The sequence below is a fragment of the Saccharopolyspora kobensis genome (genome assembly GCF_900108315.1).
Classification (GTDB): domain Bacteria; phylum Actinomycetota; class Actinomycetes; order Mycobacteriales; family Pseudonocardiaceae; genus Saccharopolyspora; species Saccharopolyspora kobensis.
This window is the reverse complement of record NZ_FNVB01000003.1, coordinates 126,055-149,749: the sequence shown is the minus strand read 5'-3', so window position 1 is coordinate 149,749 and position 23,695 is coordinate 126,055. Positions and strand designations below refer to the sequence as shown.

Below are 23,695 nucleotides of genomic sequence, written 5' to 3'. Positions count from 1 at the left end.
AGACCGCCACGACCGGGATGCCCTCCATCGTGTGGCCGTCAGCGCGCTGGCACCTCGACCGCTCGCGGCGGGCCGGCTCAGCGAGCGGCTGGGGTGCCGGCGGCAGGCAGTTCCGGCTGGAAGGCCACCCGGTAGGCGGCGAGGATCCGGTCGAGCCGGTCGCGGGCGATCCGGGCCTCCCGTTCGTCGGAGCCGATGCCGATGTGCGCGCACACGGCCTTCGTCGCACCCGGCTGGAGCCGCGGCTGATCGACCTCGTCCATGCCCCGCATGGTGGCAGAGGCTGCTGATGGTGCGCTGACCGGCTGCCACGAACAGGTTGCGGCGCCCGGGCGCCGCCGCTCGGCCGTCCGGCGGTTTCGCCGTCGCGTTGTCGCCGTCCAGGGCGCTGCTGGGCGGCCGGGTTGATCGTTCGAAAATTCCCGCACTATTATCGTGCGGGAATAGTCGAACGATGAGAGGTGGTCCGGATGTCGCCGTCCCGGGTGTACGAGCACCCCGCGACCGAGGAGATCGCGATCCCGCGCGTGCTGTTCGCGCTCAGCGAGCCGCTGCGGCTGTCGATGGTGCGGATGCTCGCCGAGCGCGGTGAGGTCGACAGCATCGAGCTGGGGCCGGACCTGCCCCGGTCGACGCTGACGCACCACACCGGTCTCCTGCGCGAATCCGGCGTGGTGTTCGTCCGCGCGGAGGGGCGCAAGTGCATGATCAAGCTGCGTCGCGAGGACCTGGACGCCCGCTTCCCGGGACTGATCGACACGGTGCTGAGCGGGTACGAGGACTCCGCTCCCGCGAAGGAGGACGCATGATCCGCCGGGTGTGGCCGCTGGTCGCCGCCGCCATCGCGCTCGGCATCGACGCCTACGTCCTCGCCGGGGTGCTGCCCTCGATCGCCGATTCGCTGGCCACCACCGCGGCCGCCGTCGGACTCGGCGTGACTGCCTTCACCGCCGCTTATGCGCTGGCCGGGCCGCTGCTGTCGGGAATGCTGACCCGCGGTGGCACCGCGGGCGCGCTGCTGATCGCGCTCGGCGTGTTCAACCTCGGCAACCTCATCACCGTCGTCGCGCCGGGCATCGAGGTGTTCCTCGCCTCGCGCGTGGTCGCCGGTGCGGGTGCCGGAGTGCTCACGGCGGTGGCGACGGCGACGGCCGCCGCCATGGTCGCCGACCACGAGCGCGGCCGTGCGATGGCGATGGTGACCTTCGGCCTGTCCACCGGAACGGTGGCCGGAGTGCCGGTCGGGATGATCATCGGCGACCGGCTGAACTGGCGCTGGACCATGGGGCTGGTCGTCGCCGTCGGCGTTCTGAGCATGATCGCCCTGGCCGTCCGGGCGCGGGCGATCCCGGCGCTGCCCGCTTCGCGCGGCCCGGTCACCGGGGTGCTGCGCTCGTCGCGGACGGTCGTCGGGATCCTCGCGGCGTTCCTGCTCGGCGTGGCCAGCCTCGGGCTCTACACCTACCTGCTGCCGATGGCCGAGGCGCGAGGGCTCCAGGACTGGGGTTTCGCGCTGGTGTGGGCGTGGGGCATCGGCGGCGTCGCCGGTGCCGCCCTGATCGGCAGGCCGCTGGACGCTTTCGGACCGCGCGCGCTGCTGATCGCCCTGCCCGCGGTGCTGCTGGCCGGGTTCGCGGCGATATGGGTGTTCGCCTCCCCGGTCGTGTGGCTGGCCGCGGCCGCCCTGTGGGGTGCGGCCGGGTGGTCGAGCGTGCCGACCTTGCAGCAGGCGCTCACCCGTGACCGGCCGGAGCGGGCGATGCCGGTCGTGGCGTTCCAGATGGCCGCGATGTACCTCGGTTCGGCCGCCGGGGCCGCCGCGGGCAGCAGCCTGCTCGCGGCCGGGACCGACCCCGGCGACCTCGCCGGGTGGACGCTGCTCCCCGCAGCGCTGGGACTCCTGCTCACCGGGTGGCTCAGCGCCGGTTCGCCCCGGCTCCGCGTGGAGCCGCGGAGCGCCGAACCCGCGTGCGAAGCCGCGGCCTGACGCCGTCCGGGCTCGGCGTCCTCATTGGACAGGACGGGGCGCGCTCGGCCGGTTCGCCCTGGCGGCGGAGTCCGCGGCGCGTGAGGATGGTCTGGCACGACGACCGCACATCAGAAGAAGGGCTGGTTCCCATGGACGCGCTCTACACCGCCGTCGCCACTGCCACCCACGGCCGCGACGGTCGCGCCGTCACCTCCGACGGCAAGCTCGACCTGCAGCTGGCGGTACCGGCGGAGATGGGCGGCTCCGGTCAGGGCACCAACCCGGAACAGCTGTTCGCCGCCGGGTACGCCGCCTGCTTCGCCAGCGCGCTCGGCCTGGTCGGCCGCCGGGCCGGCCTCGACCTCAGCGAGGCCGCGGTGACCGGCGAGGTCGGCATCGGCAAGCAGGGCGAGGGTTTCGCGCTCGCCGTGGTGCTGCGGGTGGAACTGCCCGACTCCGTCGACGAGTCCACCGGCCGCGACCTGCTCGAACAGGCCCACCAGGTGTGCCCCTACTCGAACGCCACGCGCGGCAACATCCCGGTCGAACTCGTCGTCGAGTGAGCGGGCCCGCGCTCAGGCCGGGCCGAGCAGGTCCCAGCGGTTGCCCGCGACGTCCAGGAACACCGCGACCTGGCCGTAGGGCTCGGTGCGCGGCGGGATGGTGAACTCCACGCCCGCCGCCACCAGCCGCTCGTAGGTCCCGGCGAAGTCCTCCACCCGCAGGAAGAAGCCCACCCGGCCCGCGACCTGGTCGCCGACCGCGGCGGCCTGCCGCGCCCCGTCCGCGCGGGCGAGCAGGACGCCCGTGCCGCCGCCGGGCGGCCGGACCACCACCCAGCGCTTCGGGCGGCCGTCGTTGGTCAGCGAAGGGGAGTCCTCGACCAGCTCGAAGCCCAGCACGTGGACGAAGAACTCGATGGCTTCGTCGTAGTCGGCCACGACGATCGTGACGAGATCGATCCGCACCGCCCGAGGGTAAGCGGCCCTCTCGCCCCCGGTCGAAGGGGAGTCGCGGTGGCGCGGAACCGGCGGGGCTCGATCCGGCCGGTGCCGCTGGGACGAACGTCCGCAGTGGACGGTTGGGGGATCTCCGGTGTCAGTCGGGCTTCCGGGCGTGGAGTTCGTCGTCGGCGCGCAGGGTCGCCTCCAGCAGGGAAAGCCCTTCCCGCTGGAAACCGGCGATGAGCTCGTTCCACCGGTCCAGCGTCGCACCGCTCCCGATCACGAAGCTCTGCGCCGCCGGGTTGAGGCCGCCGTCGCGGTAGACGATGCCGAACGGCGTGCGCAGCGCCGGGCGGGTCTCCACCACGACGGCGCCCATGCGCGCGGCCGCCGCAGCCATGCGCAGCGGGAGGAACGCGCTGCCCGCACCGTTGAGCACCAGCGTCAGCTGCGCGTGACGGTTGGGGGCCCGCGCGACGATCCGGGGAACGACCGCTTCCTGCCCCAGCAGGGTCGTCACGAAGTCGTTCTCCCGGTGCGCCGAACTGCTCACCACCAGCGGCACGTCGTCCAGCCGGGCGAGGTCGTGCGGTGCCGCCGGGTCGAACCCGGTCGTGCCGGGCGGCATCACCAGCAGGAGCCGCTGGACGCCGAGGCCGACCTCGGCGAGGTCGTCCACCGGGGCGGGAAACGTCGTGAAGCCGAGTTCGCAGTTGCCCACCGACACCTCCTCGCACAGCTGCGCCGCGCTCGCGTGCTCCACGAGATCGAGCCGGATGCCCGGGTGCAGCCTGGTGAAGGAGGAGCTCCAGGCGGCGACCGCGTCACTGGACATCTCCGGCATCGTCCCGATCGTGATCGACCCGACCTGCAGCTCGCGCGCGCCGCGCATGATGTCGCGCACCGCCACCACGTCCCGCAGCACCCTGCGCGCCGGTTCGACCAGCAGCTCGCCCGCCGAGTTGAGCACCAGGTTCCGGCCCGTGCGGTGGAACAGGGTCAGCTTCAGCTCGCGCTCCAGCTGCCGGATGCTCTGCGACAGCGAGGCCTGCGCGATGTGCAGCTGCTGCGCCGCCCGGTTCACCCCGTTGTGCTCGACGACGGCCAGGAAGTACTCCAGCTGACGGATCTCCATGCCCACATCGTCCCCCGCCGGACATCAGCGGCGGAACGTGTCGGGCAGCGTCCCGTCGGCGCCGACCTGCTCGATCATCGCGCGGCCGAGGTTGCGCTGGTGGATCGGCGAAGAGCCTTCGTAGATGCGCAGCGCCCGGACATCGCGCCACATGCGCGGCACCGGGTGCGGTCCGACGATGCCCGCGCCACCCAGCAGCTGCACGCACCGGTCGGCGACCTTGCCGGCCATCTCCGAGCAGTACAGCTTCGCGGCGGCGATCCGGTGCCGCGGGATCTCCCCCTGGTCGAAGGTGCGGGCGCACTCGATGACGAGCGCCCGGCCCGCCTCCAGCTCCGCGTAGCTCTCGCCCAGCGTCGAGCGCACGGCGCCGAGGTCGGCCAGCGGGCCGCCGAACTGCTCGCGGCCGGTCACGTGCGCGGTGGTCTCCTCCAGCATCCGGGTGGCCTGACCGACGCACGTCGCGGCCACGTGCAAGCGGGCGTGGTTGATCCCGCGCAAGGCCATCTTCAGCCCCCGCCCCTCGACACCGCCGAGGAGCCGCTCCGAACCGGCCCGCACGTCCTGGAAGCGGATCTCGGCGACCGGGGCTTCGGCGTGGCCGTTCATGTACCGGGGCAGCTCGGTGGTGACACCGGGCGCCCGGGCGTCGACGATGAGCGCGGAGACGCCCGCCGCGCCGGGCTCGCCCGGATCGGTGCGGGCGAACGTCAGGAACGCGTCCGCCCAGGCGCCGTTGGTGATGTACCGCTTGCTTCCGCTGACGAGGTAGTCCCCGCCGTCGCGGATCGCGGTCGTGCGCAGGTGAGCCGCGTCCGAGCCGGCTTCCTCCTCGGTGAGCGCGAAGGCCATGACGAGATCCCCGGTGGCCATCGCGGGAAGCATCTCCTGCCGCTGGGCCTCGGTGCCGTGATCGAGGATCGCCTGCGAGCACAACCCGATCACGGTGGAGAAGCGGGACCGGTAGACACACGAGGCGCGGGTGAACTCGAAGGTCAGCCGCACCTGCTGCTCCATCGTCCAGCCCAGGCCGCCGTAGCGGCGCGGGATCGAGATCCCGAACAGCCCGAGCGCGGCCATGCGGTCGAGGATCCGCTGGGGGACGGCGCCGTCGTCGACCATCTCCGGTTCGGCGGGGATCAGCTCGTCGTTGGTGAACTCCGCGATCTTCGCGAGGTGCGCGGAGAAGTCGTGGCGGAGCACGTCCTGGTCGATCAACGCGGTGCCCTTCGTTCGTCGGGACGCGCCGTCGGTGCTCCGACGACGCGGCGGGTGGTGAGATCGGAGATCGCTTCATCGGGATAGCCGAGTTCGCGCAGCACCTCGGCGGTGTCCGCGCCGACCGCGGGAGCGGCGGCCGAGGCGGTCCGGCGCAGCCCGTCCAGCGTGAAGGCCGTTCCGGGGCTGGTGACGCGGCGACCGCTGCGGTCGGTCACCTCGACCATGACGTTCGAGCACGCCACGTCCGCGTCCGCGGCCACCTCGTCGAAGGAGCGAACAGCGCCGCAGACGATCCCGGCCGCGCGCAGCGCCGTGATGGCCTGCTCGCGGGTCATCCCCGCGAACGCGCTGCGCAGCGCGGCGAGCATCTCCGGCCGGTTGCGCACGCGCGCGCCGTTGTCGGCGAACCTCGGGTCGTCGACCATGTCCGGCCTGCCCACCAGCTCGCACAGGGCCGCCCACTTCTCGGCGGTGTAGGCGGAGAGGACGATCGCGCCGTCGGTGAGCGCGAGGACGTCGGCGGCGGGCGCGGCGTTGGCCTGACCGTTGCCCTTCCGCCGGGGCGCGGTCCCGGTCAGCACGTACTCGCCCCAGGTGGCGGCCTGCGCCGAGATGACCGCCTCCAGCAAGGACGTCTCGACGTGCGCGCCCCGCCCCGAGCGCTCGCGTTCGAGGAGCGCGGCGAGCACCCCGGTGGCCAGCGCGTTGGCCGCGGTGACGTCGGCGACCGGGAAGCCGACCCGCTGCGGCTCGCCGTCGGCGGCGCCGGTCGCGTGCATCAGCCCGTACTCGGCTTGGGCGGCGATGTCCAGGCCGGGGCGTTCCCGGGACGGCCCGCGGGAGCCGAACCCGGTCACGCTGGCGCAGATCAGGCGCGGGTGCTCCCGGCGCAGCGTTTCGGCGTCGATCCCGAGCTGCTCGGCGGATCCGGGGCGGAAGTTCTGCACCAGCACGTCGGCGGTGCCCAGGAGCCGGTGCAGCACGCGCCTGCCGTCCGGGTCGCGGAGGTCCAGCGCGATGCTGCGCTTGTCGCGGTTGTAGGCCTGCACCATCGCTTCGCCGAACGGGCCGATGTGCCTGGCCTGATCGCCGCGCAGGCTCTCGACCTTCAGCACCTCCGCACCGAGGTCGCCCAGCACTTGCGCGGCGCACGGCCCGGCGATGTACTGGCCGAGGTCCAACACGCGAATTCCCGTCAGCGGCCCCGTCATTTCGCGCTCCCGCAGGTGTTGGTGAGACGTTCCAGCTCGGCCCTGGCGCGCTCCGGGTTCAGCATCGCCCCGCCGACAGCGCCGAGGGCGCACACGATCAGACCGACGACGAGGAACCCGGTGGAATAGCCCTGGGCCGGGGTGGGCGACTGGTCGACGATGAGCCCCAGGCCGTAGGGGGCCAGGATTCCCGCGACGCTGTAGGCCGCGATGATGCAGCCGAAGAACGCGACGCGCTGGTGCGCGGGCAGGAAGTCGGAGGCGCCCGCGAAGGCGACCGAGAACGCGACGCTGTTGACCGAGAAGGCGAGCACGACGAGCACCGCCTGCAGCGGGCCCGGGTCGAGCTGGGTGAACGCGATCATCGAAAGCCCGCCGAACACCAGGTAGGCGCCGGTGAGCTTCCCGCGGGCCAGGTGCGAGCTGCGGCCGCGGCGCAGCAGCCGGCCCGAGAGCGCGCCGGCCGACAGCAGGACGACCACGGCCGCCGCGTACGGGATGGCCGCCAGCACGCCGACGGTGCTCGCGGGATATCCCAGGCCTTCGGTCAGGTACGCGGGCAGCCAGGCGACCTTCAACGAGGAGATCAGGTAACCGGCGAAGGACAGCAGCACCAGCCCCCAGAAGCTGGGCAGGAGCAGCAACCGGTGGAAGGCGACGGTGATGTGCCCGTTGGGATCCGGTGCGCTGCCCGCTCCGGCGCGATCGGCGGGTTTGCGAAACGGCATCCGCTCGGCCCAGCAGAACCAGGCGATCGTCCACGCGGCACCGGCGAGGACCAGGACGGTGAACGCCCCGTGCCACGACCAGTTCACGATGACCCACGTCAGGCCGGGAGCGGCCAGCAGCGGCCCGATCGACGAGCCCGCGTTGACCACGGCACCCGCCGTCGCGCGGCGCTCCGGCGGGAAGCGGTCGGCGATGACCGATTGGCAGAAGGCGTGCGCGGGACCTTCGAAGAAGCCCAGGGCGATGCGGGAGGCGAGCAGGACGCCGAAGGTGGTCGGCGTGGTCAGCGGCAGCATGCTCAGCATCCACGAGCACATGAGCAGCCCGGCGCCCCAGGTGTAGGAGATCTTGCGCAGCGCGGCCGTCAGCACCACCGCCCCGACCGCGAACAGCCAGAAGAACGCGCTGCTGAGCAGGCCGTACTGCCCGGCGGTCAAACCCAGATCAGCGCGGATCCGGCCGCTGGCGAGTCCGACCGCGGCCTTGTCGGCGAAGTTCAGGGTGAAGAACAGGAACAGGAAGAGGACCAGTCCCCAGCCCGTCGAGCGGTGCCGGGTGCGCGGCCGCTCGCCGATGCGGGTGAGGAGCGGATCGGAAGGTGGCATGCGGTTCTCCTGTGGGGCTCACGTCGACGGAGCCGGTCGGTGAACCCCGGCCGCGACATGGTCCACATCACACCGCCGGCGCGTCGCGTTCAACGGCCGATGTGCGGACGGGGCGTTCGGTTCTGCCTATAACCCGCCGCGCCCGTCCCTTGTGGGCTGATGTTTCCGGTATCCGCTTCTGTTGCGGCAGAATGTGGCCGCTGGTTGTCGCGGGGAGGAGTGGTCTGGTGCCGACGGCGACGTGGGAGCGGTTGCCCGAGGCGCGGCGGCAAGCCGTGCTGCGGGCGGCCGAGGCGGAGTTCGCCGCGCACGGGTTCTCCGGCGGCAGCCTGAACGCCATCGCGCGCAACGCCTCGGTGGCGAAGGGCAGCCTGTTCCAGTACTTCACCGACAAGGCCGACATGTACGCGCACCTGGCGGACCTGGCCAGCCAGCGCATCCGGGCCGCGATGGAGCTGCGCATCGCCGAGCTGAGCTGGGAGACGGGCTTCTTCCCGGCGCTGCGGCAGCTTGCGCAGGACTGGGTGGCCTACTTCGCGGTGAACCCGCTGGACCGGGCGTTCATGGCCGCGGTGAGCCTGGAGCCGGACATGACCGCGCGCTCGGCGGTGCGCGAGGCGGCCAACGGCCACTACCTCGCGGTGCTGCGCCCGCTGCTGCGGAAGGCCCGCGACATGGGCGAACTGCGCGCGGATGCCGACATCGAGGCGTTGCTCGCGCTGCTTCTGGTGCTCCTGCCGCACCTCGCGCTGGCTCCGCACAACCCGGGCCTGGACCCGGTGCTCGGGCTGAGCTCCGGTGATTCCCGGCAGGTCGGGGAAGCGGTGGACCGGCTGGTGAATACGCTGGTCGCGGCCTTCGCCGCCGCTGGTGCGCGGCGCTGACCGCTACTCCAACCGTGCGGTCGGGGTTGTCCTCGGCGATGGCGCGCGCCTAATGTGACCGCTGGTCATATGACCACTGGTCACACGGGAGGTCCTCCGGTCATGTCCGCGCCGCCCCGCGTCTGCGTCATCGGTGCCGGTTCCTCCGGGATCGCCACCGCGAAGGTGCTGCTCGAACGCGGCATCCCGTTCGACTGCTTCGAGCTCTCCGACCGGATCGGCGGGAACTGGGTGTGGGGCAACCGCAACGGGATCTCCGCCGCCTACCGGTCGCTGCACATCAACACCTCCCGCGAGCGGATGGCCTTCAGCGACTTCCCGATGCCCGCCCACCTGCCCGACTTCGCCCGGCACGACCAGGTCGCCGCGTACTTCGACGCCTACGCCGACCACTTCGGGCTCCGCGAGCACATCACCTTCCGCACCGGAGTGCGGCACGTCGCACCGCTGCCCGGCGGTGGCTTCGACGTCGCGCTGAGCACCGGGGAAACCCGCCGCTACCAGGCGGTGTGCGTGGCCAACGGGCACCACTGGGACCCCCGCTGGCCCGACCCGGCCTTCCCCGGCGCCGAAACCACCGGGATCGAGCAGATCCACTCGCACCGCTACACCGACGAGTCGCAGCTGGTGGGCAAGCGGGTCGTCGTGGTCGGCATGGGCAACTCGGCGGTGGACATCGCGGTGGACGCCAGCTACCACGCCGCGGCCACCTACCTGTCCGCGCGCCGCGGCGCGCACATCATCCCGAAGTACGTGTTCGGCCGCCCCTACGACCAGATCGCGGGCAGCGAGCGCATCCCCGGCTGGGTCCGGTGGCCGCTGGCCCGGCTGCTGCTGCGGTCGGTCACCGGCCGGATGACCCGGTACGGGCTGCCTGCGCCGGACCACAAGTTCGCCCAGGCGCACCCGACGATGTCCAGCCGGGTGCTCGACCGCCTGGCGCACGGCGCGATCCACCCCAAGCCGAACATCGCGCGCCTCGACCGCTCCGAGGTCGTGTTCACCGACGGCAGCCGGGCAGCGGCCGATCTGGTGGTGTACTGCACCGGCTACCGGATCAGCTTCCCGTTCTTCGACGCCGCCTTCCTCGATCCAGGCGAGGACAACGAGATCCGGCTCTACCAGCGGGTGTTCCACCCGAGGGTGCCCGGCCTGTACTTCATCGGCCTGGTGCAGCCGCTCGGGGCGATCATGCCGATCGCGGAGCGGCAGTCCGAGCTGGTCGCCGATCACCTGCAGGGCAGCTACGCGCTGCCCGACCGGCTGGCGATGCTCGCCGAGATCGCCAAGCACCGGCAGGCCGTCGCGAAGCGCTACGTCGCCTCCAGGCGCCACACCATCCAGGTCGACTTCGACGACTACATGCGCGAACTCAGCCGCGAACGCCTCCGCGGCGCCAAGCGGAACGAGCCCGGAGCGCGCGCGGCGATGCGAGCGGTCAGCCGCACTTCCGCCTGACCGGACGAACAGTCCACTGTGGTGCGTCGTGCGCGGCGCCGGGACACCGTCCGCGCTGAGGCTGGGAACGGGACGACGGCACGACTAGTGTTCTGCACCAGAGGAGTTCGCCGCATCTCGGAGGTGGCCTGTGAACGTCGGATACCTGCCGTGGAACCGCCCCGAACCGACTGCGAACCGCCCGTGCCTGCGCGATGAGCGCGACGAGCTCACCTACGCGGAGGTCGGGCAGCGGGTCGCGGCGTTCGCCGAGGAACTCGCCGAGCGCGGCCTCGGCCCCGGCGACGTGCTCGGCATCATGCTGCCGAACCGGGTCGAGCTGCTCATCGGGCTGCTCGCCGCCTGGCGCGTCGGAGCCGCGGTGACGCCCGTCAACCCGGCATTCACCGAGAACGAAGCCGGCTACCAGCTGCGTGACTCCGGTGCCCGGCTGGTGCTCAACGGCGGGCCGGAAGCGCCGAGCGGCGGACTCCCCGTGATCCACGTCGACGAGATGCGTCGCGCGGCGCGCGCAACCCTCCGCGAGCGGCGGATCCGGCCGGAGGAGCTGGCGCTGCTGGTCTACACGAGCGGATCCACCGGACGTCCCAAGGGCGTGATGCTCGACCACGCCAACCTCGACGCGATGGCTTCGGCCATGGCCGAGCACTTCCGCGCCACCGACGCCGACCACTGCCTGCTCGTCCTCCCGCTGTTCCACGTCAACGCGATCTGCGTGAGCTTCCTGACGATGATGCTCAGCGGCGGTCAGCTCACGGTGCTGGAGCGGTTCGACCCGAGATCCTTCCTCGCGGCCGTCGAGCGGTACCGGCCGACCTACTTCTCCGCCGTCCCGACCATCTACGCGCGCTTGGCCGAACTGCCCGGCGAGTTCGCCGCCGACACCTCGTCGCTGCGGTTCGCGGTGTGCGGTGCGGCGCCGGTGTCGCGGGAACTGCTCGAACACTGCGAGGCGCGGTTCGGGTTCGCGATGGTCGAGGGCTACGGGCTCACCGAAGGCACCTGCGCATCGGCCTGCAACCCGGTCCACGGCGTGCGCAAGCTCGGCACCGTGGGGCCGGCCCTGCCGGGGCAGCGAATCGCCACGATCTCGCCGGAGGGCGATCTGCTGCCGGCCGGTGCGATCGGTGAGGTCGTCATCCAAGGGCCCAACGTGATGCGGGGCTACCTGAACCGGCCGGCGGAGACCGCCACGACGCTGGCAGGCGGCTGGCTGCGCACCGGGGACGTCGGCCGGATCGACGAGGACGGCTACCTCACCCTCGTCGACCGGCTCAAGGACATGATCATCCGGGGCGGGGAGAACGTGTACCCGAAGGAGATCGAGTCCGTGCTGCACGGTCACCCCGGCGTGCTGGAAGCGGCCGTGATCGGCGTCCCGCACGCGGTGTACGGCGAGGTCCCGGTGGCCTGCGTGGTGCCCTACCCGGAGGCGGTGGTGACCGCCGAGGAACTGCTCGAACGCTGCCGGGCCGACCTCACCAAGATCAAGCTGCCCGTCGAGGTCCACCTGCTCGACGCGCTGCCGAAGAACCCGGTCGGGAAGATCGACAAACCGGCCCTGCGCAAGGCCTTCCAAGACCGCTGACCCCCGGAAACCAGCTGGCGCCGTCCGGGTGGGCTACCGTCGGTGCGCGACAGCGGCGAGACCGACCCGGCCGTGGGAGAGCCCGAGATGAGCAGCCCTGAGCCACCGCGATCCCACTCCGGCGACGCAACTCGGCCGCGGGGACCCGCGCAACGCGGACGTGACCACCGCAGTGAATCGCGGAGCAGCGGGACAGCGGTCGTGGTGGGTAGCGGCCCCAACGGCCTCGCCGCCGCCGTTGCCCTGGCCGGGGAAGGCGTGCAGGTCACGGTGCTGGAGGCGGCCGACGAGCTCGGTGGCGGCACCCGCAGCGCCGAGGCGATCGTGCCGGGGCTGCTCCACGACCAGTGCTCGGCGACGCACCCGATGGCGGTGGGATCGAGCTTCCTGCGGGGCCTGGGTCTGGGTCGCTACGGCCTGGAATGGCTGCTCCCCGAGATCGACTGCGCGCACCCGCTCGACGACGGCACCGCCGGGGTGCTGCACCGCTCCGTCGCCGAGACCGCCGCCGGTCTCGGGGCGGACGGCCGCCGCTGGTCGAGGTTGTTCGCAGGCCCGGCTGCCGATTACGACGTGCTCGCCGAGGACATCCTCGGGCCGCTGCTGCGGATCCCGCGCCACCCGCTGCGGCTCGCCCGCTTCGGGATCCCCGCGCTGCTGCCGGCGTCGGTGCTGGCGAAGGCCTTCTCCGGGGAACCGGCGAAGGCGCTGTTCGCCGGAGTGGCCGCGCACGCCCTCCACCCGCTGGACCGGCCGCTGAGCTCCAGCATCGGCCTGGGCATCCTGACCGCCGGGCACCGGCACGGGTGGGCGGTGGCGGCCGGTGGCTCCCGGTCGATCACCGGTGCGCTGGCCGCGCTGCTGCGCGATCTGGGAGGCGAGGTCCAGACCGGCGTCCGGGTGCGATCCAGCGCGGACCTGCCGAGCAGCGACGTGACGATCTTCGACCTGGCCCCGGCCGCGGTCGCCGACATCCTCGGCGACCGCCTGCCGAACCGGATCGCCCGGGCCTACCGGCGGTTCCGCTACGGACCGGCAGCGTTCAAGGTGGACTTCGCCGTCGAAGGCGGCGTGCCCTGGACGGCCGAACCGGCGCGCCGGGCGGGCACCGTGCACGTGGGGGGCTCGTTCGCCGAGATCGCCGCCACCGAGCGGGAGATCCACAGGGGCCGGATGCCGGAGCGGCCGTTCGTGCTCGTCGGCCAGCAGTACCTGGCCGACCCGCAGCGCTCGGTCGGCGACGTGCACCCGGTGTGGTCCTACGCCCACGTGCCGAACGGGTACTCCGGTGACGCGACCGGGGCGATCATCGCGCAGGTCGAACGCTTCGCCCCCGGTTTCCGGGAGCGGATCGTCGGCACCGCGGTGCGCACCCCCGCCGGATTCGCCGAGTACAACCCGAACTACGTCGGCGGCAACATCCTCACCGGGGCCAAGAACTCGCCCCAGCTCATCTTCGGCCCCCGCACGACGCTCAACCCCTACGACGTCGGACTGCCCGGCCACTACATCTGCTCGGCGGCCACGCCGCCAGGCCCGGGCGCCCACGGCATGTGCGGCGCCAACGCCGCGGCCCGCGCGCTGAAACACCTGCGCGGTCGCGCGCGGAGCCGCTGAGGAACGCGGATCGATCGGCGACGCCGCCTCACCAGGAGCGGGTGGTGGGCCCCGCTTCGGCGAGGTCGGACCAGAAATCGATCCGCGCGGTGGGCCAGGTCAGCGGTGCGCCGGTGGGCGGGAGGAACTCGCGGGCGATGTAGTCGGCCAGATCCGCGCCGTAGTAGATGACATCGGTCTGGTGCACCGAGAACACCGGGCTGCCGCTGCCCGCCGGTGCGGCCGGGAGGAAGCGGTGGCCGTAGACGGGCAGCAGCACCGGCACGCGGGCCAGGTGCTCCCGCGCCTTCTCTAGCGCGCCCGGTTTCGATGCCGGCCGGGATCCCCAGCGATCCGGCCAGAACGCGTTCTCGCGGACGTCGAAGAGCACACCTTCCAGCGGCAGCGCCAGCCGCTGGCGCACCTCTTCCGGGTTGCCGAGCCAGTCCACCCAGCCGGGGCCGCGCGGCGTCGCCTGCCGGAGCAGGGCCGCGTGGTCGGGGCCGAACGCGATGCCGAAGCGGTGTTCGGCGCTCCGCAGCTGCTGCTCGGACAAGCCCGGGCCGAGCGGGATGCCCGCTCGGCGCAGGCGTTCCAGGGCGCGGCCGGCGATCGCGGTCATCGTCGCGCCGGTTCGGGCAGCATCGCGCGGAGCTCGGCCAGCGCCGACAGCACCGCGTCGCGGTTGCTCGCCAGCAGCATCCAGCGAGGCAGCTTGTAGCCCAGCTCGCGCCCGGCCGGGGTCTGGCGCACGGTGCGGATCTTGGCACCGACGAACCGCTCCAGGTAGTCCAGGTGGGCTTCGTTGGCCGCCCACAGCCGGTGCCCGGAGCAGGAGGTGGTCAGGTAGAACGGCAGCCCGTAGAGCGCATCGATGCCGTCGGCGGCCATGTCGCGGCTCAACGGCCAGTGACGGACGAGCTCCGGGCGGCCACCGCACCCGCAGGCGCGCGGCCGAGCGGACCGGGCGGGGCGCAGCGTGGTGGTGAACGACTCGCGCCGCCCGCAGTCGCGGCAGCGCTGCTCGACCACCACCCGGCGGTCACCGACCGGAGCGGGCCGGTCTCCTTCCCACTCCTGGCAGCACGCGCACCAGTGACCGGCCTCGCCGCCGTCGGCGGTCCACGCGCAGCGCGCGCACCGCGCCACGCCGCGGCGGATGAGGGCGGGACCGGAGCAACGCGGACAGCGCACCCACACCTCATCGCGCGGCACGGCGAACAGCGGTGCCGTCGCGGGAGTCGTGGTCACGCGACCATCATCGCACACGATTTCCCCACGACGGCACCGGTTTTTGCGCCGTCACGTGTGGACGGTCACGATCGGCCCGCCGATACCCGGGTGGTCGCGCGTCGCCGCCCAGCTTGACGCCCTTGGTCTCCGGCAGGAACGTGATCGGCGTCAGCACCCCTAGGAAGATCGCGCAGGCACACGGCCAGCCTGGGCGCGGCGGTGACTCCCCTAGGCGGTCAGGATTCACCGACACCCTGAAGCTCCCGGCCTGCACCTGAGCGGCACCCTCTGGACTTCGGCAAGGTCATCAGCAACCGACACCGTCTCGTGGAGGGCGCGCACCGATGAGCCAGATCGACAGCACCGCACTGACCGGGCGAGATGCCCGGGACGGCATCGAGCAGCAGGTGGTGGGGGCGGTGATCTGCCACGCCGGGAAGTTCTTGGTGGTGCGGCGGCCGACGACGGACTTCCGGGGCGGAACGTGGGAGTTGCCGTCCGGCAAGATCGAGCCGGGCGAAGACCTCCTCGCGGCATCGCACCGGGAGGCCGCCGAGGAAACCGGGCTGAAGATCGAGGCGGTTTCCGGGTACCTAGGAGCGTTCGAGTACCTCTCGGGCAGCGGCAAGCGCACCCGCCAGCACACCACCACCAGTACCGAAGATGTCGTGCTGACGGAGCACGATGCTCACGCTTGGTCGGCTGACCCTGACGAGTACCCGGTGAGCAGCGAAGTGCGTACGCTCATCGCCGAGGCCTTGGAGATGACGGCCAGCTAGCGCCCGGACACGCGAAAGGAGCCCGTACCGACGGGGCACCCGTATCGGTGCGGGGCTCTCGCATGCCCGGCCGACGGCCCCTCCTGCCAGGCAGCCCTTGGGGCAGGACGCATCTCGCGGGTCGCCAGGTTCACACGTTCAACCCGCATGTCGAGTGGACCTCTCCGGGGGCGCGAAGCGCCTGCGGGAGGTCGCCCGGGGCGGTTACGTTCTCAGCCTCAGCACCGGAATGACCGAAGTGGGACGCGCCAGCTCGGTGGCGACCCGGTTGAACGAGCACCTCAAGAACTGCGAGAACCACGGTGTCGATGTCGCGGTTCTCTCCACCCCGGGTGACCTGCTGCTCATGGAGCGGTCTTTGAAGCGCTTGGTCAAAGGCCATCCGCTTGCTCGCACCAGCCCGTCCGCAACGGAGTCTGCCTTCGACATCCCGTTCGGGGACATCGTCGGCTTCCTGATCCGGGAGCGACTCGGAGATGTCTGGGGACCCACCACCGAGATCAACTTCGTGCTCGGTGCATCTTCACTCGATGCCGTGCTCACATCCGAGCTCGCATTCCTGCGGGACCAGGCCGAAGCACCGGACACCGCGGACCCGGCGTGATCAGCTTCTGCGTCGGGGCTGCGTCTCCCCGAGCCGCTGTTGATCGCGGCAGCCCCCGTGCGAGCATGGGATCGTGCTCATTCGCGCAGCTATCCCGGACGAAGCCACCGCTCTGAGCGATCTCGCGCTCCGCTCCAAGGCCCATTGGGGCTACGACGAGGCGTTCCTGGAGGCGTGCCGCGCCGAGCTGGTCCTCCGGCCGGACGATCTGGCGGAGCAGCGGGCGACCGTGGCGCAGGTCGGAGACCGCGTGGTCGGCTTCTACGCCCTGGCGGGTCGGGCGCCCGAAGGGGAGCTGACCTGCCTGTTCATCGAGCCGGACCACATCGGCACCGGTGTCGGCAGCCGGCTCTGGGCGCACGCCGTCGCCGCGGCCCGCGCCCTCGGCCTCCAGCGATTCACGATCGACGCCGACCCCTTCGCCGAGGGCTTCTACCGGAAGCTGGGCGCGGTCCGGGTCGGCGTCACGCCCTCCGAATCCATCCCCGGCCGGGAACTCCCGCGGCTGATCTACCGCCTCGACTGACCGTCGCCGCCACGACGTTCCGGTCGTTGGCGTCGGACTTGTGCCGATCACCTCGGCTCCGTTTCCGCCCGTGAGTGCTTTGGGGTGTCATAGCGCCCCAAAGCACTCACGGGGCCTGAGCAGCGGAGCCGACGGCAGGCTTGCGGGAGGTCGCCGCCCGATGCGTCAGACGAGCTTGGCGCCGGGGCGACCGTCGTCGATCACGAAGCGGGCGCGGTCGCGGATCGGCGAACCGGGCTTCTCGACGTAGTCCAGGACGCGGAAGTCCGCCGTCCAGGACGAGGGCGTGATCGTGTTGCGGACGTAGCCGCGGTGCCGGTTGATGAACTTGATGTGCGGGTTCTCCGCCAGCTGGACCGCATCGCCCGGGTTCTGCTCGACACCGTTGCCGTTGGAGGTGATCGAGGTGCCGACCAGCTCGGTGGCCACCGTCGCCGAAGCCGGGTCGTCGAAGTCGGCCTTGACGTCGCAGACGTAGTTGGCGTGCACGTCACCGGTGATCACCACCGGGTTGGACGCCCCCGCCATGCGGTCGCGCACCAGGTTGCGCTCCGCCACGTAGTTGTCCCAGGCGTCGTCGCTGAACGAGTCCTCGTCACCGGCGGTGAAGTCGCGCTGCGAGAAGAACACCTGCTGCGCCAGGACGTTCCAGCGCGCGGTCTGCCCGCCGAGGTTGCGCAGCAGCCAGTTGCGCTGCTCGGCGCCCAGGATGGTGCGCTCGGCGTCCAGCCGCTTGTCCTGGTCCTGGAAGTCGCGGTACTGGCGGGTGTCGAGCAGGTGGAAGTCCACCAGGTTCCCGAACGTCAGCCGCCGGTAGAGCCGCATGTTCGCGCCCCACGCGTGCTGGGTCTCGCGCAGCGGCATGTTCTCGTAGTAGGCCTGGAACGCCTCGGTGCGGCGCTTGCGGAAGACCGCCGGGTCCTGGTCGGGCTCGTCGTCGGGCTGGGACCGGTCGGCCGCCCAGTTGTTCTCCACCTCGTGGTCGTCGAAGACCACCACCCACGGGAACGCGGCGTGCGCGGCCTGCAGGTCCGGGTCGGTCTTGTACTGGGCGTGCCGGGTGCGGTAGTCGGCGAGGTCGAAGGTCTCGCGCGCGGGCGCGTGCGGGCGGCCGATGCCGCCCTTCGCGCCGCCCTCGTAGATGTAGTCGCCGAGGAAGGCCACCAGGTCGAGGTCTTCCCGGGCCATGTGCGAGTAGGCGCTGAAGTGACCGACCGGGTAGTTCTGGCAGCTGGCGAAGGCGAAGGAGAACTCGTCGAGCTGCGCGCCGAAGCGCGGTGCGGTCCTGGTGCGGCCGACCGGGCTGAGCTCGTTGCCCGCGCGGAAGCGGTAGTAGTACTCGGTGGCGGGGTTGAGGTCGAACAGCTCGACGTGCACGGAGTGCGCCGATTCCGGTCGGGCCTGCGCGGTGCCGCTGGCCACGATCTTGCGGAAGCCCTCGTCCTCGGCGACCTGCCACTGCACCGGCACGACCCGGTCGGGCATCCCGCCGAGACCGTTGTCGGCGAGCGGGTCCACCGCCAGCCGGGTCCACAGCACGACGCCGTGCGGCAGCGGTTCACCGGAGGCGACACCGAGCGTGAACGGAGACCGGATCCGGCCGCCCGCGCCGGGCAGCGCGCTCGCGGCGGTGCTGCCCAGACCCGCGGTGGTCAGCGCCGCCGCGCCGAGCGCCGCAGTGCCGGCCAGCAGGACCTGGCGCCGGGACGGGTTTGTTCCGCTGGTGCCGGAGTTCTCTGTCATGGTTCCCCTCTGCAGTTGTGCGCGGCCGGGCGCGCCGAATCGGTGAATCCGGTGCACGCTAGATCCGCGAGATGACCGCTGGGCGAACCGGTGCTGACCCGGCGATGTATTCCCGGCGCACCACTGTCCGATGTGCACGGAGCGTGCCGGGGAACGAACTTGCGGTGCGCACTGTTTCGTCGGCGCCCGACGCGCATTCTCCCAGCGCTGCGCAGTGGAGCGGCGAGCCTTCTGGTGCCGCAGACTTCCGGCGGTCGGTGAACAGCGGTGGCGTCTCGAGCGAGAAGTGCCGTCAGGGGCCTCGCTCGAACCCGTCGAGCGGTTCAGCGCAACCGGTGTTCTGGAGCTGCGAGATGGCTGCCGGGTGAACCGGCGCTGACCCGGTGATGTACGCCGGGCGCCCGGTCGCGCCACTGTCCGATGTGCACGGAGCGTGTGCGCCAATGAACGCTCGGTGCGCCCTGTTTCGATTCTGCCGGTAATTCTGCCTACACGTTTTTCCCGAATGCATTCTCGAAGTGCTGTGTGACGAATTCGTTACCGCGCCGAGAATCGTCCTCGAGACGCGTTCCGGGTGCCGACCTTAGTTGGTGGCGCATCGCGAAAAACCGCTTGACCAGCGAAGATGTCGACGTGGTACGAGTAGTCGCGAGCAACTGGGAATCGCGGAGTCGTCAGTGGTGTCCCGTATGCTCGGCGGTGAGCTCGTGCGGAGGGAGAATTCTGATGGAAAACGCCGGGAGTTCGCTTGTGCGCCCGTTCCAGGTGGACCTTGGTGGAGTGGTCGATCTGCTGAGCAGGCACATTTACTCCGGCGCCGACGTCTACTTGCGCGAGCTGCTGCAGAACGGGCGTGACGCGATCGCCGCTCGCGCCAAGGCCGACGGCGGGCAGGGCCGGGGCGGCATCGAGATCTTCCCGGTCGGCACGGTGCCGGAATCACCGGAGGAGTTCGTCTTCCGCGACGCCGGGCAGGGGTTGAGCGCCGCCGAAGCGGGCGAGCTGCTGGCCACCGTGGGCAAGAGCTCCAAGCGCGACGACGTGCTGAACCTCCGCGACGAGGACTACCTGGGCCAGTTCGGCATCGGCCTGCTGAGCTGCTTCATGGTGTCGGACCGGATCGTGGTGCGCAGCCGCTCGGTGCACGGCCACCCGCCGGTGGAGTGGACCGGATCGGCCGACGGCACCTTCTCGATCCGGGAGCTCACCGAGGCCGAGTCGGGCGGGGTGGCGATCGGCACCGAGGTGCGGCTGTCCCCGCGGCCGGACGACGCGGCGCTGCTGTCCGCGGCGAAGGTGCTGTCGCTGGCCCGCCGCTTCGGCCGGTACCTGCCGGTCGAGGTGCTCGTGCGGCGCGCCGACCAGACGTGGGAGACGGTCAACGAACCAGCGGTGTTCCTGCCGCAGGAGCGACCGGCCGACGAGCGGTCGGCCGCCGAGGCGCTGGAGGCGTTCGGCGCGGAGCTGACCGGGAACCGTCCACTGGAGACGATCGAGATCTCGGTGCCCGCCACCGGAACGCAGGGCGTGGCCTACGTGCTGCCGTTCGCGCCGCCGCCGGGCGCCCGGCGCAGCGGGCAGCTCTACCTCGGCCGGATGCTGCTGGGCGAGGACCTCTCCGAACTGCTGCCCGAGTGGGCCTACTTCGTGCGCTGCGTCCTCAACACCGAGGGCCTGCGGCCGACGGCGTCGCGCGAGCAGCTGGTCGCCGACGAGGCGCTGGAGTACACCCGGGAGGAGATCGGGAAGGCGTTGCGGCGCTGGATCGTCCAGCAGGCCACCACCCGGCCGGCGCGGTTCGAGCGGTTCGTCGCGGTGCACCACCTGGGCCTGAAGTCGATGGCCGTGCACGACGACGACCTCGCCGCCGCGGTGCTGCCGTGGCTGACCGTGGAGACCTCGGCCGGGCGGATGACCGTCCGCGACTACCTGGATCAGTCCCGCCACGTCCGCTACGTGGAGACCGTCGACGAGTTCCGGCAGATCGCGGCGGTTGTCCCGCCCGACCAGCCGGTGATCAACGGCGGCTACACCTACGAGTCGGACCTGCTGCGTCGGCTGCCGCTGCTGATCGACGACGTCACCGTGGAGCAGGTCCAGGCCAGTTCGATCCTGGACGAGCTCGCACCACCGCCGATGGACGACCGCAGCAGCACCAGCGCGCTGGAGCGCCGGGCGGCGGCGGTGCTGGCCGACCTGGGCTGCGACGCGCTGGTGCGCTCCTTCCGGCCGGACAACGTCACGGCGCTCTACGTCGCCGACGCGGCGGCCATCCGCCGGATCGAGCGCACCGAGGTGCGCGACTCGGCACCGGCGGTGTGGGCCGACGTGCTGGGCGGGGTGGACGCGATCACCGCGGGCAAACCCGGCCGCACACCTCGCAGCACCACGGCGCAGCTGTGCCTGAACTGGCAGAACCCGATGATCCGCCAGCTGTCCAACCTGGACGACCAGCTCGTCTTCGACCGCAGCGTCCGGCTGATCTACATCCAGGCCCTGCTGGCCGGGCACCGGCCGCTGTCCCGCAACGACCGAACCGTGATGACCACCGCGATGAGCGACCTGATCCAGCTCAGCGTGGGCGTCACGAGCTGACCGCGGCCGAGGCCGCGCAACACCTGACGAAGAGGGGACCCGAAGCATGTCCGAAACCGTGACCGAGATCGAGCGGCTGCTCGACGACAGCGAGATGATGCCCTACGGGCCGGAGGAATCGGCGATGGTCGCCGACGCGGTCCGGCTGGCGCAGGAGGCCGGCGAGGAGGATCTGCTCTACAAGGCGCGGATGCGGCAGATCTCCAGCGCGTCGATGACCGGTGACAGCGACACGATGTTCACCGCGTTCTCCTGGTGCCTGGGCCAGCACGACTCCGACCCGGCGCGGTTCCCGCTGGAGGTCGAGGACAACGACCTGCTCTGGTACTACAAGTGGATGGCCGAGGCGGTCGCGCTGAACCCGGCGTTCCCGCAGCAGCAGGTCGACCAGGTCCTCGACGACATGGAGCGGCGCTACCGGGCTGCCGGTGTCGGGCTCTCCGGCGTCTGGCAGGCGAAGATGTCCAACGCCACCACGGCGGGGCGCTTCGAGGAGGCGGCCGGGTTCCGGGCGGCCCGCGAGGAGCTGCCGCGCGACAACTACAGCCACTGCGAGGCCTGCGTCCGCAGCGACGACGCCGACTACTTCCGGGCCTCCGGCGACGAGGAGACGGCGCTGCGGCTGTTCGACGAGATCATCGAGAACCGCGTGTCGTGCGGTTCGGAACCGGAGCGCGCCCAGGGCAACGCCCTGCTGCCGCTGCTGCGCGCGGGCCGCGCCGACGAGGCCAAGTGGCACCACTTCCGCAGCTACCGCGCGGCGGTGGCCAACGCCGACGGGTTCGGCATCATGGCCGACCACCTGGTCTTCCTCGCGGTCACGGGCAACACCGAGCGCGGGCTGTCGCTGCTGGAGCGGCACATCGGCGAGCTGCCGAACGACCCGCTGGACGTCTACAAGCGGTTCCGCGCGCTGGTCTCCTACGGCGTGCTGCTGGACGCGGTGACCCGCGGCGGGCACGGCGATGTCGAGGTGCGCGGAAGCGACATGCCCGACGTGGCAGCGGTTTTCGGCATCGAGCCGCGCCGGCGCACCGCCGCCGAGCTGGCCGCCGAATCGTGGCGGGTCGCCGGTGAGATCGCCGAGTCCTTCGACGCGCGCAACGGAAACCAGCACTTCGCCACCGAGATCGCGCGGGCCCGCGCGCTGGCCGACGAGCACTACGACCTGCCGATCGAGACGCAGACCTTCGCGCCTGCCGAGCTCGCCGAACCGCAGGCCCCGAAGACCCCGGCGGACTACCTCGACCTGATCCGGGTGGCGACCGTGGTCAAGGAGGACCCGGACGAGGCGCTGGCGCTGCTGGAGGAGATGGACGAGCAGCCCGAACCGGAGCTGCTGCCCCGGTTCCACCGCGCGGTCCTGACGATCTGCCGGGAGCGGGAGGACTGGGACGGCGCGCGGGAGGCCGTCAAGTCCCGGGCCGAGGCGCTGCGCGCCCTGGGGCAGCAGCAGCTGGCCGACGTCGAGGAGGAACTCGGCCTGGCGCTGTACCCGCCCTTCGACGACGACAGCGAAGCGAAGCTGCGCGCGGTGCTGGCCCGCGACGATCTCGAAGCCGCTGCCCGGTCCGAGGTCCTGATCTCCCTGGGCGGGCTGCTGGGCTACCGCGATCAGACCGCCGACGCGGTGCCGCTGGCCAGGGAAGCCGTCGAGCTGGCCGAGGCCGCGGGGCTGGAGCAGCTCACCTCGGCCCGGTTCCTGCTGGCGCAGGTGCTGCTGCGGGAGAGCCAGCCGGAGCCCGCGATCGACGCGCTGGACGCGCTGCTGGCCGCCGAGACCGACCGCAGCGCGCGGATCAAGGCGCTGGAACTGCGGGCGCGGGTCGCCGGCGGCATGAGCGACTTCGCCACCGGCGTCCGGGTGGCCGACGAGCTGCTGGACCTGCAGACGGCGATCGGGAACCGGGCCGGTGTGTCGTCGGCGGCGATGCTGGCGGCGCACCTGCTCGACGACCTGGGCGACGTCGCGGAGGCGGTGAACCGCGCGCAGGTCGCGGTGCGGCACGCCGAGCTCGGTGACACCGGCGACCTCAACGTCAACCGGTACTGGCTGGGCCGGTTCCAGCTGCAGGCCGGTGAACCGGACCTGGCGATGGAGTCGCTGGACGCGGCGGCCGCGGGCTTCGCGGGCACCGAGGGCGCCGGCGCGTTCGCGCTGGAGGCGCGGTTCTGGCTGGGCCTGGCCTCCCGCGAGGCCCAGGAGCTCGGCACGGCTTACCGGGTGTTCTCCGAGGTCGCGCACGTCGCGGAGGAGTCCGGTGACGAGGCGCTGGTGTCGCTGGCGATCCGGGCGCACTCGGCGCTGGGCGACCTGCTGGTGTCGGTGGACGACGAGGACGCGGTGGAGAGCTTCGAGGCGGCGCTGCGGCTGGCCCGCGCGCACGAGCTGTCCGAGCAGGCCGCCAGGGTGCTGCACCAGCTGGGCCAGAGCAAGATCAAGTTCCGCGGTGAGGCAGGGCTGACCGACCTCGACGCGGCGATCGAAGCCGGCCGCGCAGCGGGCGAGGAGTGGGAGAACCCGCCGGAGTGGTTCGTCGCCGACGTGACGGACACGAAGGCCCGCGCGCTGGCCGCGATGGGGCGCGAGGAAGAGGCGATCCCGCTCGCGCTGACCGCTGCCGACGGGTACGCCGCGGTGCACGACACGGGCTCCGCGGCGATGTCGGAGCTGCTGGCCGCCCGCGTGCTCAACGACAAGGGGCGCGCGGAAGAAGCGGTCGGGCTGTACCGGGCGTCGCTGCAGCGGCTGCCGGTCGGCAGCCAGGCGCACACCGGGGTGTCGCTGGAGTTCGGCGAGGTGCTGGAGAAGCTCGGGCGCACGGCTGAGGCCGCCGAGGTCCGCGCCGCGGTCGCCGAGTGATCGGCGCGGGGT

21 protein-coding genes are annotated in these 23,695 nt (G+C 71.8%); 12 read left to right on the top strand and 9 right to left on the bottom strand.

Annotation, left to right across the window (positions count from 1 at the left end; genetic code table 11):
* Positions 1–77: 77 nt before the first annotated feature.
* Positions 78–263 (bottom strand): hypothetical protein, encoded by a 186-nt coding sequence (locus C4T78_RS09400; protein WP_103908103.1) that lies wholly within the window; start codon positions 261–263, stop codon positions 78–80.
* Positions 264–470: 207 nt separating this feature from the next.
* Between C4T78_RS09400 and C4T78_RS09395 the strand changes: the two genes are divergently transcribed.
* The 3 genes from C4T78_RS09395 to C4T78_RS09385 all read left to right on the top strand — a co-directional run bounded on the left by C4T78_RS09395 (position 471) and on the right by C4T78_RS09385 (position 2,532).
* Positions 471–809 carry an ArsR/SmtB family transcription factor gene (locus tag C4T78_RS09395; protein ID WP_177247837.1) on the top strand — a complete coding sequence of 113 codons (339 nt, stop codon included), beginning with the start codon at positions 471–473 and terminating at the stop codon, positions 807–809.
* Entirely contained in the window at positions 806–1,987 is a 1,182-nt protein-coding gene (locus C4T78_RS09390) for an MFS transporter (protein WP_093358584.1), read from the top strand. Before C4T78_RS09395 ends, C4T78_RS09390 begins: the two co-directional genes overlap by 4 nt.
* A 131-nt stretch (positions 1,988–2,118) precedes the next feature.
* Complete coding sequence (locus tag C4T78_RS09385; RefSeq protein ID WP_093358583.1) at positions 2,119–2,532, top strand: organic hydroperoxide resistance protein; 414 nt, start codon at positions 2,119–2,121, stop codon at positions 2,530–2,532.
* 12 nt (positions 2,533–2,544) lie between these two features.
* Here the strand turns inward: C4T78_RS09385 and C4T78_RS09380 are convergent, their stop codons facing one another.
* The 5 genes from C4T78_RS09380 to C4T78_RS09360 form a co-directional block, all read right to left on the bottom strand.
* Positions 2,545–2,937 carry a VOC family protein gene (locus C4T78_RS09380; RefSeq protein ID WP_093358581.1) on the bottom strand — a complete coding sequence of 131 codons (393 nt, stop codon included), beginning with the start codon at positions 2,935–2,937 and terminating at the stop codon, positions 2,545–2,547.
* A gap of 130 nt (positions 2,938–3,067) precedes the next feature.
* The gene (locus tag C4T78_RS09375) at positions 3,068–4,048 is read right to left on the bottom strand and encodes a LysR family transcriptional regulator (protein ID WP_093358579.1); all 981 of its coding nucleotides are present in this window, start codon (positions 4,046–4,048) and stop codon (positions 3,068–3,070) included.
* Positions 4,049–4,072: 24 nt separating this feature from the next.
* Positions 4,073–5,266 (bottom strand): acyl-CoA dehydrogenase family protein, encoded by a 1,194-nt coding sequence (locus C4T78_RS09370; protein WP_093358578.1) that lies wholly within the window; start codon positions 5,264–5,266, stop codon positions 4,073–4,075.
* Positions 5,263–6,480, bottom strand: a complete 1,218-nt coding sequence (locus tag C4T78_RS09365) for a CaiB/BaiF CoA transferase family protein (RefSeq protein WP_093358576.1) — start codon at positions 6,478–6,480, stop codon at positions 5,263–5,265. The genes C4T78_RS09370 and C4T78_RS09365 overlap by 4 nt, the downstream gene beginning before the upstream one ends.
* Positions 6,477–7,814, bottom strand: coding sequence for an MFS transporter (locus C4T78_RS09360; RefSeq protein WP_093358574.1), 1,338 nt, complete (start codon positions 7,812–7,814; stop codon positions 6,477–6,479). Before C4T78_RS09360 ends, C4T78_RS09365 begins: the two co-directional genes overlap by 4 nt.
* Before the next feature lie 227 nt (positions 7,815–8,041).
* Here C4T78_RS09360 and C4T78_RS09355 point away from each other — a divergent pair, with 227 nt between their 5' ends.
* From C4T78_RS09355 to C4T78_RS09340, 4 genes are all read left to right on the top strand, one after another.
* Positions 8,042–8,698 (top strand): TetR/AcrR family transcriptional regulator, encoded by a 657-nt coding sequence (locus tag C4T78_RS09355; RefSeq protein WP_093358572.1) that lies wholly within the window; start codon positions 8,042–8,044, stop codon positions 8,696–8,698.
* Between the two features lie 102 nt (positions 8,699–8,800).
* Positions 8,801–10,156: a flavin-containing monooxygenase gene (locus tag C4T78_RS09350; RefSeq protein ID WP_093358569.1), complete on the top strand. Its 1,356-nt coding sequence runs from the start codon at positions 8,801–8,803 to the stop codon at positions 10,154–10,156.
* Between the two features lie 130 nt (positions 10,157–10,286).
* Entirely contained in the window at positions 10,287–11,744 is a 1,458-nt protein-coding gene (locus tag C4T78_RS09345) for a class I adenylate-forming enzyme family protein (RefSeq protein WP_093358567.1), read from the top strand.
* A 204-nt stretch (positions 11,745–11,948) separates the two neighbouring features.
* Entirely contained in the window at positions 11,949–13,361 is a 1,413-nt protein-coding gene (locus tag C4T78_RS09340) for a phytoene desaturase family protein (RefSeq protein WP_235863897.1), read from the top strand.
* A 28-nt stretch (positions 13,362–13,389) separates the two neighbouring features.
* Here C4T78_RS09340 and C4T78_RS09335 read toward each other — a convergent pair whose 3' ends face one another.
* Both C4T78_RS09335 and C4T78_RS09330 read right to left on the bottom strand, forming a co-directional pair.
* A complete protein-coding gene (locus C4T78_RS09335) occupies positions 13,390–13,962 on the bottom strand; it encodes a hypothetical protein (RefSeq protein WP_093358565.1) in 573 nt (190 codons plus the stop codon).
* Positions 13,959–14,591 (bottom strand): hypothetical protein, encoded by a 633-nt coding sequence (locus C4T78_RS09330; protein WP_093358563.1) that lies wholly within the window; start codon positions 14,589–14,591, stop codon positions 13,959–13,961. Before C4T78_RS09330 ends, C4T78_RS09335 begins: the two co-directional genes overlap by 4 nt.
* Before the next feature lie 326 nt (positions 14,592–14,917).
* On the opposite strand from C4T78_RS09330, the gene C4T78_RS09325 reads away from it, so the two are divergent.
* The 3 genes from C4T78_RS09325 (at position 14,918) to C4T78_RS09315 (ending at position 16,482) form a co-directional block, all read left to right on the top strand.
* Positions 14,918–15,352: an NUDIX domain-containing protein gene (locus tag C4T78_RS09325; RefSeq protein WP_093358561.1), complete on the top strand. Its 435-nt coding sequence runs from the start codon at positions 14,918–14,920 to the stop codon at positions 15,350–15,352.
* 229 nt (positions 15,353–15,581) lie between these two features.
* The gene (locus tag C4T78_RS09320; RefSeq protein ID WP_143186071.1) at positions 15,582–15,956 is read left to right on the top strand and encodes a hypothetical protein; all 375 of its coding nucleotides are present in this window, start codon (positions 15,582–15,584) and stop codon (positions 15,954–15,956) included.
* 73 nt (positions 15,957–16,029) lie between these two features.
* A complete protein-coding gene (locus C4T78_RS09315; RefSeq protein ID WP_093358553.1) occupies positions 16,030–16,482 on the top strand; it encodes a GNAT family N-acetyltransferase in 453 nt (150 codons plus the stop codon).
* Between the two features lie 165 nt (positions 16,483–16,647).
* Here C4T78_RS09315 and C4T78_RS09310 read toward each other — a convergent pair whose 3' ends face one another.
* Positions 16,648–18,225 carry an alkaline phosphatase D family protein gene (locus C4T78_RS09310; protein ID WP_093358551.1) on the bottom strand — a complete coding sequence of 526 codons (1,578 nt, stop codon included), beginning with the start codon at positions 18,223–18,225 and terminating at the stop codon, positions 16,648–16,650.
* 726 nt (positions 18,226–18,951) lie between these two features.
* On the opposite strand from C4T78_RS09310, the gene C4T78_RS09305 reads away from it, so the two are divergent.
* Together C4T78_RS09305 and C4T78_RS09300 are read left to right on the top strand one after the other, a co-directional pair.
* Positions 18,952–20,820, top strand: a complete 1,869-nt coding sequence (locus C4T78_RS09305) for an HSP90 family protein (RefSeq protein WP_093358548.1) — start codon at positions 18,952–18,954, stop codon at positions 20,818–20,820.
* A 46-nt stretch (positions 20,821–20,866) separates the two neighbouring features.
* Complete coding sequence (locus C4T78_RS09300; RefSeq protein WP_093358545.1) at positions 20,867–23,683, top strand: hypothetical protein; 2,817 nt, start codon at positions 20,867–20,869, stop codon at positions 23,681–23,683.
* The last annotated feature ends 12 nt before the right edge of the window (positions 23,684–23,695 follow it).